Source organism: Novosphingobium sp. UBA1939, from assembly GCF_002336885.1.
Classification (GTDB): domain Bacteria; phylum Pseudomonadota; class Alphaproteobacteria; order Sphingomonadales; family Sphingomonadaceae; genus Novosphingobium.
In genome coordinates, this window is record NZ_DDFB01000025.1 from 1 (window position 1) to 10,732 (window position 10,732).

At 68.6% G+C, this 10,732-nt stretch carries 12 protein-coding genes; 9 read left to right on the plus strand and 3 right to left on the minus strand.

All coding sequences use genetic code 11. The features are described from left to right. The 3 genes from B3547_RS04120 to B3547_RS04130 form a co-directional block, all read left to right on the plus strand. Window positions 1-871, plus strand: an 871-nt coding sequence (locus B3547_RS04120) for an adenylosuccinate synthase (RefSeq protein WP_292960474.1), incomplete at its 5' end; no start/stop codon positions are given. Between the two features lies 1 nt (window position 872). After that, on the plus strand, window positions 873-1,373 hold the full coding sequence (locus B3547_RS04125) for a L,D-transpeptidase family protein (RefSeq protein ID WP_292960476.1): 501 nt from the start codon (window positions 873-875) through the stop codon (window positions 1,371-1,373). A gap of 104 nt (window positions 1,374-1,477) precedes the next feature. Then, entirely contained in the window at window positions 1,478-2,488 is a 1,011-nt protein-coding gene (locus B3547_RS04130; RefSeq protein ID WP_292960478.1) for a winged helix DNA-binding protein, read from the plus strand. Between the two features lie 44 nt (window positions 2,489-2,532). Here the strand turns inward: B3547_RS04130 and B3547_RS04135 are convergent, their stop codons facing one another. Further along, on the minus strand, window positions 2,533-4,644 hold the full coding sequence (locus tag B3547_RS04135; protein ID WP_292960480.1) for a TonB-dependent receptor plug domain-containing protein: 2,112 nt from the start codon (window positions 4,642-4,644) through the stop codon (window positions 2,533-2,535). 84 nt (window positions 4,645-4,728) lie between these two features. Here B3547_RS04135 and B3547_RS04140 point away from each other — a divergent pair, with 84 nt between their 5' ends. Further along, window positions 4,729-5,250, plus strand: coding sequence for a hypothetical protein (locus tag B3547_RS04140; RefSeq protein WP_349676471.1), 522 nt, complete (start codon window positions 4,729-4,731; stop codon window positions 5,248-5,250). Then, window positions 5,250-6,230, plus strand: a complete 981-nt coding sequence (locus tag B3547_RS04145) for a cytochrome-c peroxidase (RefSeq protein ID WP_292960482.1) — start codon at window positions 5,250-5,252, stop codon at window positions 6,228-6,230. The genes B3547_RS04140 and B3547_RS04145 overlap by 1 nt, the downstream gene beginning before the upstream one ends. Here B3547_RS04145 and B3547_RS04150 read toward each other — a convergent pair. Both B3547_RS04150 and B3547_RS04155 read right to left on the minus strand, forming a co-directional pair. Then, window positions 6,227-6,598 (minus strand): winged helix-turn-helix domain-containing protein, encoded by a 372-nt coding sequence (locus B3547_RS04150; RefSeq protein ID WP_292960484.1) that lies wholly within the window; start codon window positions 6,596-6,598, stop codon window positions 6,227-6,229. The two genes, B3547_RS04145 and B3547_RS04150, sit on opposite strands and share 4 nt — an antisense overlap. Before the next feature lie 42 nt (window positions 6,599-6,640). After that, window positions 6,641-7,234, minus strand: coding sequence for a TlpA disulfide reductase family protein (locus tag B3547_RS04155; RefSeq protein ID WP_349676472.1), 594 nt, complete (start codon window positions 7,232-7,234; stop codon window positions 6,641-6,643). A 52-nt stretch (window positions 7,235-7,286) separates the two neighbouring features. Here B3547_RS04155 and argH point away from each other — a divergent pair, with 52 nt between their 5' ends. The 4 genes from argH to B3547_RS04175 form a co-directional block, all read left to right on the plus strand. Then, complete coding sequence (argH, locus tag B3547_RS04160; protein WP_292960496.1) at window positions 7,287-8,663, plus strand: argininosuccinate lyase; 1,377 nt, start codon at window positions 7,287-7,289, stop codon at window positions 8,661-8,663. A 10-nt stretch (window positions 8,664-8,673) separates the two neighbouring features. Further along, on the plus strand, window positions 8,674-8,955 hold the full coding sequence (locus tag B3547_RS04165) for a hypothetical protein (RefSeq protein WP_223806816.1): 282 nt from the start codon (window positions 8,674-8,676) through the stop codon (window positions 8,953-8,955). Between the two features lie 21 nt (window positions 8,956-8,976). Beyond that, a complete protein-coding gene (lysA, locus tag B3547_RS04170; RefSeq protein WP_292960487.1) occupies window positions 8,977-10,239 on the plus strand; it encodes a diaminopimelate decarboxylase in 1,263 nt (420 codons plus the stop codon). A 6-nt stretch (window positions 10,240-10,245) separates the two neighbouring features. Then, window positions 10,246-10,732 (plus strand): precorrin-2 dehydrogenase/sirohydrochlorin ferrochelatase family protein (locus B3547_RS04175; RefSeq protein WP_292960489.1); only part of this gene is annotated, 487 nt, incomplete at its 3' end.

Below are 10,732 nucleotides of genomic sequence, written 5' to 3' on the forward strand. Positions count from 1 at the left end.
GGTCGGCCGCCGCGCCATCCGCGTGTGCGATCTGGCGCACCTCGACGCGCTCGACGCGCAGCTGGACCGCCTGTGCGCGCACCACGATGCGCTGCGCGCCGGCTTCGGCCAGCCGCCGGTCGACCGCGCCGCGCTGCTCGACGACCTGCGCGGCATTGCGCCGTTCGTGCTCCAATTCGTGCAGCCGGTATGGAAGCGCCTGAAGAAAGTGCGCAAGGCCGGCGCCCGCATCCTGTTCGAAGGCGCGCAGGGCGTGCTGCTCGATGTCGATCACGGCACCTATCCGTTCGTCACCTCGTCCAACACGGTCAGCGGCTCGGCGGCGGCTGGTTCGGGCCTTGGCCCCAACGCGGTCGGCTTCGTGCTGGGAATCGTCAAGGCCTACACCACGCGTGTGGGTTCGGGGCCGTTCCCGACCGAGCTGGAGGACGAAACCGGCCAGCGCCTGGGCGAACGCGGCCACGAATTCGGCACCGTTACCGGGCGCAAGCGCCGCTGCGGCTGGTTCGATGCGGTGCTGGTGCGCCAGTCCTGCGCGATCTCGGGCGTGACCGGCATCGCGCTGACCAAGCTGGACGTGCTCGACGGGTTCGAGAAGGTGAGGATCTGCACCGGCTATCGCCTGCGCGGGAAGGTGCTGGATTACTTCCCCAGCCACGCCGCCGATCAGGCGGAAGTGGAGCCGATCTACGAGGAAATGGACGGCTGGAGCGGCACCACCGCCGGGGCGCGCTCGTGGGCCGATCTGCCGGCGCAGGCGATCAAGTACATCCAGCGCGTGCAGGAACTGATCGAAACCCCGGTCGCGCTTGTCTCCACCAGCCCCGAGCGCGAGGACACTATCCTCGTGCGCGATCCTTTCGTCGATTGAGATGATGCGCCTGCGCCCGTTTCTTCCGCTGGGCTTTCTGCTCCTGGCGGGAGGATCGGCGCAGGCCGTGCCCGACAATCTTCCCGCCGCCGATTTCGTGGTGGTGGAAAAGGGCGCGCGGCGGCTGACGCTGTTCGCCGATGGCCGGCCCTATCGGGTCTATGAAGGCCTGCAACTGGGCGACGAACCCGTCGGCCCCAAGCGTTTCGAAGGCGACGAGCGCACGCCCGAGGGCCGTTACACGATCGATTATGGAAACGATCGCAGCGCTTATCGTCTTTCGCTTCACATCTCCTATCCCGGGCCGGCCGACGTCGCGTTCGCGAAGGCGCATGGGCGTTCGCCTGGCGGACTGATCTTCCTGCATGGGCAGCCCAACGCTCTGCCGATGGGCCGCGTTCCGGGCGACTGGACCGATGGCTGCATCGCGGTATCCAACGCCGAAATCGAGGAAATCTGGTCGCTGGTAGGCGATGGAACGCCGATCGAAATCCGGCCCTGAAGCCCGCCGGACGGGATTGTTGCGCCAAATCCGACCTATCCATTGTTGACCTCGACACGTCGTTGTTCCCTACCTGTTCCAGTCTCGCAGGGCGGAGATGAAGCATGGGGCAGAGCGTTACGCGGTTCGATTACGATGATTCCACGGCGATCCGGTCCGATCGCGCGCGCGCCCCGCTGGCGGTCGCGATCTTTGCCGATCAGCCGTTCCTGCGTGCCGAACTGGCGGAAGATGTCACTGCCGCCGGCTTGCGCGTGGTCCGGTCGCACACGCTTGGAGCGCTTCTCGACGATCCCGAAGATCGCGGCGTCGATGATCTCGTGCTGGTCGATTGCCCTGTCGTCGATGCGGCGGAACTGGCCGCCTTGTCGCGGTTGGATATGCTGGCGGCGCGGGGCGGTGCGCAGGTGGTCGTGTCGACCAGTCTCGATTCGCTGGAAGCGGTGTTCGGTTGCCTCGATCAGTCGCAACCCGATATTCTGGTGGCGCCCAGCCGCGCCGATCGCATGATCGCGCTGGGTCGCGGATTGGCGCGGCGGGGCAAGCGGGTGCGCGAACTGGATGACGAGGATCGGCTGACGCTGCTGCGCCTGACCGAGCAGGTCAGCGAGATCGCGCGCACGCTCGCCCGCTTGTCGGGGGAAGGCGATGCCGATGGAAGCGGTGCAACCGTGGAGGACAAGGTTTCCGCGTTTCGTTTCGATGGAGCGGAAGCGGGCGGCGCGCGTGATCGCGACAACGGCCGGCTGGCGCGGGCGACCCGGCCGCCCTTGCCCGATCCGCGCCTGATCCGGCGCATCGCCCGCCAACGCCAGTTGCGCGCCCGGTTCTTTCAAGGAGATCTGTTCGCCGATCCGGCGTGGGACATGCTGCTCGATCTGACCGCCGCGCGGGCGGAACACGCGCGCGTTTCCGTCACCTCGCTGTGCATCGCCTCGGGCGTGCCGCCCACCACCGCGCTGCGCTGGATCGCGCAGATGACCGACGCCGGCCTGTTCCGCCGGGTGGAGGACGATACCGACCGCCGCCGCGCGTTCATCGCGCTGACCGATCGCGCCGCCGATGCCATGGCCCGCTATTTCGCGGAGATCGGGGCGTCCGCGCCCATGGTGTAGAAGGGCCGGGATCTTCCCCTGGCCCGGAACGGATCGTTCGCTGCTCAGAATGCGACGCCGGCCGTGGCGTAAAAGCTCCGTCCCGGTTCGGGGAAGCCATCGACCAGCGCATAGTTGTCGTCGAACAGATTGCGCGCGCCCACGCCCACTTGCAGCCCCTGGCGCACCGTCCAGTCCGCGCGCAGGTTGGCGAGCGCGTGGCGGCCGGTGTCGTAGTACTGCGTGACGGCGGTATTGGCGGTCTTGCGGTCGGAGGCGATGTCGAGGCTGGGCGTGATCCGCAGCGCTGGCACCGGCTTCCATTCGGCGTAAAGGAACGCCTTGTGCGTCGGCACGCCGGTCAGCGCGAACAGCGGTACGGTGACGCCAGCCGCTGGCGTGATGTCGAAATCGCGATGGATGTACGTGTAGTTGGCGCCGACCGAGAGCGTTTCCCCCAAAGCGGCGTTGAGCGCGATTTCGGCGCCATAGTAGGTGCCGTTGCCCAGGTTCTGGCGCTGCGTCGTGCCGGAAGGGAAGCCCGCCGGCCGCACGGCCACGATCGCGTCCTGCACGTCGCTGTAGAACAGCGCGCCTTCCACGCTCACCGGGCCGAACCGGCGCTTGCCCCCCAGTTCCACGTTGGTCGCGCGCTCGGGCTTCAGCGCGGGGTTGGATGCCGCCGTGCCGAACTGCGTGCTGAACCGCTCGAAGATCGTGGGAAAACGCACGCGCGAGGAGACGCTGGCGTTGATCCGCGTGTCGGCGTCGGATTGCCAGACAAGCTGCCCCTGCGCGTTCCAGCCATCGGCGTTCTTGTGCGGATACTGGAATATCCGCGCCGCGCCTCCGCCGGGCGGCGTGCCATATTCCTCCGCCTGTTTCATGTCGCGCCAGTCGAAGCTCGCGCCGGCCACGAAGGTCAGCTTCGGCGTCAGCATCAGCCGGTTTTCCACCGCGATGCTGTAGGTGTCCTCGATATTGGTCTGCTTCGGCTCGGTTGCGCCGGAAGGGAAGCCCTGCTGCCATTCCACGTGCTTGTCGCGCCGGTAATGCACCGCCAGTGTCAGGTGGTCGGCATGGCTCGCGTCCACGCCGAGTTCGGCCGATCCGCCCCAGGCTTCGTCCGCGTAATAGGAGTTGAACGCCCGCCCGAGGGTCTGCTTCGTTTGCGCGGCATCGTCGAACGAACGCAGCAGGTTGTCGAAGGTGTTGCGATAGACGCGCGTCTTCAGCGTCGCCACGTCGCCCAGCGCGGTGGTGGACAGGAAATAGAGGCTGTCGATGTTCCAGTAGGGCCAGCTCCAATAGCGCTGGCTCGACGGCGCGTCGGTAACGTGCAGCGGCGCGTTCTTGGAGCCTTCCTGCCGGGTATAGCTGATCGCGTATTCGTCCGTGGCGTTGGGCGTGAAGCCGGCCTTGACGTTGACGCGCCAGTCCTCGCTGCGGGAAAGGCCGCGATGCCCGCCGTCCTCGGCCGACGTGGCAGTGGGCTTGTAGTCGCTCGACAGGTCCCAGTGGTCCTGGAAATTGCGCGCATAGGAAACCTGCGCATACCACTTTTCGTGCGCGGTGCCGAGCCGGCCATAAACCGTATAGCCGGCATACTCCGCTTCGCGCCCCAGGTTCAGCGTGCCGCGCACATCGCCTTCCAGCGCGCGCGTGGGCTTGCTGGTGACAAGGTTGATCGCCCCGCCGATCGCGCCCGGCCCGTCGAGCACGGAAGGATAGCCCTTGGCCACCTGGATCTGCGCGATGTCGGGCGTCAGGAAGCGGCCATAGTCCAGCCGGTTGTCGGCGGGCAGGTACACGCGGATGCCGTCGATCGACAGCGGCACCTGGAACCGGTCGAACCCGCGCACGAACACCAGCCGTTCGTTGCGCGTGCCGCCGGAATTGGAGCCGTTGACGCCGGGCATCAGGTTGATCGCATCGTCCAGCGTGTTGCGGTTGAACAGGCCGATGGCGGCGGCGCTCAGAGTCTCGCCGCTGATTTCCACGCCGTCGGCGGGCGCGGCCGTCACCACGATCTGGCCCAGCGTGAACGCTTTCGTGCTGTCATCGGCGGGCTGCGGGGCTTCTTCGGCATGCGCCTGGGCGGAGGCGAGCGCGATCAGCGAAGCCGCCACGGCGGGAACGCGGCGCATGGATAGGGCGGACGCGGGAAAGCGGCGCATGGAAGACTCCCTGTTGATCGTTCTTGCGGTTTGCGGCGAAGCCTATATTCAGTGAAATATAGTATGGCAATGCGGGGATCGATCGTGAAGGGATTTAGGGTGGGGTGCGTGCTGCTGGCGTCGATGGCCTCGGCCGGTCCGGTTCTGGCGCAGGAACGGCCGCCGGTCTGCGCGGCGCCGGTGGCGCTGACCGGGGACCTGGCGGCATGGGCCAGCCCCGGCGACCGCACTGCCGCTACGGATGTGGCCGGGCTTGCCGCCGCCACGCTGGCCATCGGCGAGGCCGCGCGGGTGAAGCTGCTGCCGACACCAGCAGTGCGCTATCCGTTGCGGCCTGAAAAGCCGGGCGGATCGGTCAGCTTTGGCGGGCTTGTCCGCCTGCATGTCACCGCGCCGGGCACCTACCGCATCGCGCTGGGATCGGGGGCGTGGATCGATCTCGTGGCCGGGGGCAAGGCGGTCGGCTCCACCGCGCATGGGCACGGGCCGGATTGCTCGGGCATCCGCAAGATGGTCGATTTCCCGCTGACTCCGGGGGACTATACCCTGCAGATCGCCGCGAACGGCGCGGATGCGATCACGGTTCTTGCGGTGAAACTGCCCTGATGCCGTTGGCAAGGCTGGCGGCGGGCTTGCTGGCGCTGACCGCGTTGGTCGCGGCGGGCAAGCCATCGTGGCCGACGGGACTGCCCGTGCCCACCCGGCCTGTGGGAGAGCCGGTCGCGCCACCGGCCATCGAACAGGCGCGGATCGAGCTGGGCCGCCGCCTGTTCTACGATGCCGACCTGTCGCGCGATGGCACGATGGCCTGCGCCACCTGCCACGAACAGAAGCACGCCTTCGCCGATGGCAACCGCACGCATCCGGGCGTTACCGGCGAGCCGGGCCGGCGCAACGTGCCCGGCCTTGCCAACGTGCGCTGGATCGCCCCGCTGACATTCGCCGATCCGGCGCGGACCACGCTGGAAGCGCAGGTCGCGGTGCCGGTGTTCGGCACGCACCCGGTCGAGATGGGCATGAAGGGGCTGGAAGGGGATATCGCCGTGCGCCTTGGGCGCGACGATTGCTATGTCCGCCAGTTCCGCAGCGCCTTTCCGGACGAAGGGGGCCGGATCGATCCCGCCAATGTGGCACGCGCGGTGGCCGCGTTTGAACGGACGCTGGTTTCGTTCGGCAGCGCGTTCGATCGCGGCGCACTGTCACCGGATGCGCGGAAGGGCAGGGCGGTGTTCGCGCGCGCTTGCGCGGGATGTCATGCCGGCCCGCTGTTCACCGACCGGGCTTATCACCGCCTCGATCCGGTCGATCCCGCCGCGCCCGATCAGGGGCTGTTCGAGGCGACCGGCCGGGCCGAGGACCGCGCGCGGTTCCGCACGCCGCCGCTGCGCAACGTCCTGCTGACCGGGCCGTGGTGGCACGATGGCAGCGCGGGCACGATCGACGAGGTCATCCGCCGCCACCGCCGGCCGGTCACGTCGGCGGACATGGCCGCGCTGGTCGCCTTCCTGGGGGCACTGTCCGACCCCTCCTTCACCACCCGCGCCGACCTTGCCATGCCGGACAAGGCCTGCGGCCGCGCGCTTTAGTCCTTCTGAGTGGCTTTGGGCTCGCTGCGCAGTGCGGTGGAAAGCGCGGCGAAATCGGGGCCGCGCGCGCCGGTGTCGACCCTTGCCTGCAACTCGCGGTAATGCGCCAGCACGTCGGTTCCGAACGGGGTGACGCGCGCGCCGCCGCCGTGCGCGCTGCCGGGGGAGGTGATCACCAGCGGTTCGTTCCAGCAGCGGTTCATCACGTCCACCAGTTGCCAGGCGCGGCGATAGCTCATGCCCAGCAGCCGCCCCGCGCCGGAAATCGAACCTTCCCGCGCGATCGCGTCCAGCAGATCGGCCTTGCCCGGACCCATGGCGATTTCCGCGCCGCAGGTGATCTGGATCTTGAGCTTGAGCGCGGTCATGCGGTGAACGTACTCCGCTTGCCGCGGCCTCTCAAGCCGGCGTCACTTGCCCGCCAGCGTATCCGCCAGCAGCGCGTCGGTGCGCGGGCCGGACCAGTCGTGCGCGCCGATCATCCGCCACACTTCCTTGCCATCCTTGTCGTAGAGCACGGTCGTGGGCAGCAGCCCGGTGTTGTAGTGGAAGCCCAGATCGTTCTTGGGATCGAGCCAGGGTTCCAGCCGCGCGAACTTCTTCTCGGCGAACAGCGCCTTGACCTTTTCGGGCTGGCCCATGTCCTGCGAGATGGTCAGCACGCGCAGCTTGCCGTCTTCCTTGGTGGCCAGCTGGTCCAGCATCGGCATTTCCAGCACGCAGGGGCCGCACCATGTCGCCCACAGGTTGACCAGCACCGGCTTGCCCTTGAGGTCGGCGGTGCGCAGCGTCTTGCCGCCGGTGTCGGAAAAGGTCAGGTCCGGGATCGCCTCGCCGCGCTTGCTGATGTCGAGCGTGCCGTTGAACTCGCCCTTGATTTCGCCGCCCGATCCGTCCTTCGCGGCATTTTCGCCCCCGCTCTGCGGTTGCGCTGTCTCCGGGCTTTTCCTATCGCACCCGGCAAGCGTCAGGCCCGCCGCGAGCGTGGCGGACAGGATCAACACCTTTGACGAACGGAAGATGACTGGGATGACGGGCAATTCAGGCTCCAACCAGATGTGGGGCGGGCGTTTCGCCGCCGGCCCGTCGGCGATCATGCGCGAGATAAACGCCTCGATCCCGTTCGACAAGGCGCTGTGGCGGCAGGACATCGCCGCGTCGAAGGCCCATGTCGCCATGCTGGGCGCACAGGGCATCGTCTCGGCAGACGACGCCGCGTTGATCGCCGAGGGGCTGGACAAGGTCGCCGCCGAATACGAAGCCAGCGGCGTGCCCGAGGACTGGGACCTCGAAGACATCCACATGACCACCGAAAGCCGGCTGGCCGAACTGATCGGCGCGGCGGCGGGGCGGCTGCACACCGCGCGCAGCCGCAACGACCAGGTGGCGACCGACTTCCGCCTGTGGGTGCGCGATGCGTGCGAACAGGTCGATGCCGGGCTGAAGGCGCTGCAACTGGCGCTGGTGCAACGCGCCGGCGAACATGCCGACAGCATCATGCCCGGCTTCACCCATCTGCAGACGGCGCAGCCGGTCACGCTGGGCCATCACCTGATGGCCTATTACGAGATGATCGGGCGCGACCGGTCGCGCTTTGCCGATGCGCGCGCGCGGATGAACCGCTGCCCGTTGGGGGCGGCGGCGCTGGCGGGCACCGGCTTTCCCATCGATCGCTTCCGCACGGCCGAGGCGCTGGGTTTCGACGGGCCGACCGACAACAGCCTCGATTCGGTGTCCGACCGCGATTTCGCGCTCGATTACCTGATGGCGGCGGCGCAGTGTTCGCTGCACCTGTCGCGGCTGGCGGAAGAATTCATCATCTGGGCCAGCCAGCCGTTCGGCTTCGTCACGCTGCCCGACAGCCTTTCCACGGGCAGCTCGATCATGCCGCAGAAGAAGAACCCCGACGCGGCCGAGCTGGTGCGCGGCCATTCCGGGCGGATCGCCGGCTGCCTTACCGCGCTGATGATCACGATGAAGGGCCTGCCGCTCGCCTATTCGAAGGACATGCAGGACGACAAGCCGCCGGTGTTCGAGGCGGCCGGGCTGCTCGCGCTGTCGATCGCGGCGATGACGGGCATGGTGGCCGAAGCCGCGTTCCGCACACCGCGGATGCGCGCGGCCGCCGAACTCGGCTATGCCACGGCGACCGACCTGGCCGACTGGCTGGTGCGGCAGGCGAACATCCCGTTCCGCGAGGCGCACCATATTACCGGCAGCGCGGTGAAGCTCGCCGAGAGCCGGGGCGTGGCGCTCGACCAGCTGCCGCTGGCCGATCTCAAGGCGATCGACACGCGGATCGATGAGCGGGTCTATGCCGCGCTGTCGGTGGAGGCATCGGTCGCCGCGCGCGCCAGCCATGGCGGAACCGCGCCGGTGGAGGTAAGGAAGCGCGTGGCCGAGGCGCGCGTGGCGCTGGGGCTGGAGGACTGACGGTATGGAAATGGGCGAGATCAGGCGCCTGCGTCGGGCTGCACCAGTGATCCGCGCCGCGCTGGCGCTGGGCGTGGCCGGGCTTGCCCTGTCCGGCTGCGGCAACCAGCGTCCGCTGAAACCGCTGGCCGACCAGCAATTGCCCAAACCGCCTTTCGGGCGCGAGGACCGTCCGGTGGCCGACGAATTGTTGCGCGCGCCGGTGCAGGCCCGGCCCGAACGCGGCATCGAACCCCGGCAGCGCTCGCAGGAGCGCGAGGACGATCCCTTCGATCTCCCGCCCGAGCAGTAATCTCTCTTTCAAGGCCGAACCATGGACCATTTCGACTATCGCGACGGCGTTCTCCACGCCGAGGATGTGCCTCTGCCCGCGATCGCGCAGGCGGTGGGCACGCCCGTCTATGTCTACGCGCGCGCCACGCTGACGCGCCATGCGCGTGTGTTCCGCGATGCGCTGGCGGTGCTGCCACGCGTGAAGATCGCCTTTGCGGTCAAATCCAACCCCAACCTGGCCGTGCTGCGCGTCCTCGCCGCCGAAGGCTATGGCGCGGATGTCGTGTCCGGCGGGGAACTCGAGCGCGCGCTGGCGGCGGGCATGGCGGCGGACGGCATCGTCTTTTCGGGCGTCGGCAAGACCGAGGCGGAAATGCGCCGCGCGCTGGAAGCCGGGATCGGCCAGTTCAACCTCGAAAGCGAGGAGGAGGGGCTGGAACTCGCCGCGCTCGCCGCGTCGATGGGCACGGTCGCGCCGGCAGCGCTGCGCGTCAATCCGGACGTGGACGCGGGCACGCACGGCAAGATTTCCACCGGCAAGGCCGAAAACAAGTTCGGCGTGCCCTTTGACCGCGCCGGCGCGATCTATGCCCGGCTGGCGGAGACGCCCGGCATCGCCATGCGCGGGCTGGCGCTCCACATCGGCAGCCAGCTGGCGAAGCTGGAACCGCTGGAACAGGCGTTCACCAAGGTCGGCGGCCTGATGCGCGCCATCCGCGCAGGGGGCCATGCGGTGACGCACATGGATCTGGGCGGCGGCGTGGGCGTGCCTTACCGCGAAGGCGAGGTCTTCCCGCAGCCGGCCGACTACGCGGCGATGGTCGAACGCGTCACCCGCGATTGGGACGTGACGCTGATGTTCGAGCCGGGCCGCGTCATCACCGGCAACACCGGCGTGCTGGTGACACGCGTGGTCCGCGTCAAGGAAGGCGCCAGCCATCCATGGGTGGTGGTCGATGCGGCGATGAACGATCTTGCCCGTCCCGCGCTCTACGATGCCTGGCACGATTTCGCGGCGGTCACGCCCGATGGCGAACGCTTCACCGCCAACATCGTCGGGCCGATCTGCGAATCGAGCGATACCTTTGCCATGGCGCGCGACATCGATCGCGTGACGCGGGGCGATCTGGCGGTGTTCCGCACCGCCGGCGCCTATGGCGCGACGATGGCCAACACCTACAATTCGCGCCCGCTGGTGCCCGAAGTGATGGTGGATGAAGGCCGCTGGGCGGTGGTGGCCGACCGCATCGATCCGGCCACGATCCTCGCGGCCGAGCGCGTGCCCGATTTCCTGAAAGGCTGAAGCGCCATGCAATCGCTGCCCCTGTTCCACCGCATCGCCGGCCAGCCGGTTGTCGTGCTGGGGCAGGGCGAGGCGGCGGCGGCCAAGCGACGGCTGGTGCAGCGGGCCGGCGGCGTGGTGGTCGACGATCTGGCGGAGGGCATCGATACCGGCGCGCGGCTTGCGTTCATCGCGCATGACGATGAAGCGGCCGCCCGCGCCGACGCCATCCGCGCGCGGGGCGCGGGCCTGCTGGTCAACGTCACCGACCGCCCGGAGCTGTGCGATTTCACCGTGCCCTCGCTGGTCGATCGCGATCCGGTGCTGATCGCGGTGGGCACGGGCGGGGCTTCCGCCGGGCTCGCCAAGGCGCTGCGCCTGCGGCTGGAACGCTTGCTGCCGCAAGGGCTGGGCGGGCTCGCGCTGGCGCTCCATGCCGCACGCGAAGCGGTGCGCGCGCGCTGGCCGTTGCCGGGGGACCGCCGCCGGGCGCTCGATGCCGCGCTGGAGCAGG

Excerpts from the sequence above, each read along its gene's own strand:
- B3547_RS04130 (WP_292960478.1), top strand. The coding sequence starts at position 1,478 with ATGGGGCAGAGCGTTACGCGGTTCGATTACGATGATTCCACGGCGATC.
- B3547_RS04165 (WP_223806816.1), top strand. The coding sequence starts at position 8,674 with ATGGGCGAGATCAGGCGCCTGCGTCGGGCTGCACCAGTGATCCGCGCC.
- argH (WP_292960496.1), top strand. The coding sequence starts at position 7,287 with ATGTGGGGCGGGCGTTTCGCCGCCGGCCCGTCGGCGATCATGCGCGAG.
- B3547_RS04135 (WP_292960480.1), bottom strand. The coding sequence starts at position 4,644 with ATGCGCCGCTTTCCCGCGTCCGCCCTATCCATGCGCCGCGTTCCCGCC.
- B3547_RS04150 (WP_292960484.1), bottom strand. The coding sequence starts at position 6,598 with ATGACCGCGCTCAAGCTCAAGATCCAGATCACCTGCGGCGCGGAAATC.
- lysA (WP_292960487.1), top strand. The coding sequence starts at position 8,977 with ATGGACCATTTCGACTATCGCGACGGCGTTCTCCACGCCGAGGATGTG.
- B3547_RS04145 (WP_292960482.1), top strand. The coding sequence starts at position 5,250 with ATGCCGTTGGCAAGGCTGGCGGCGGGCTTGCTGGCGCTGACCGCGTTG.
- B3547_RS04125 (WP_292960476.1), top strand. The coding sequence starts at position 873 with ATGATGCGCCTGCGCCCGTTTCTTCCGCTGGGCTTTCTGCTCCTGGCG.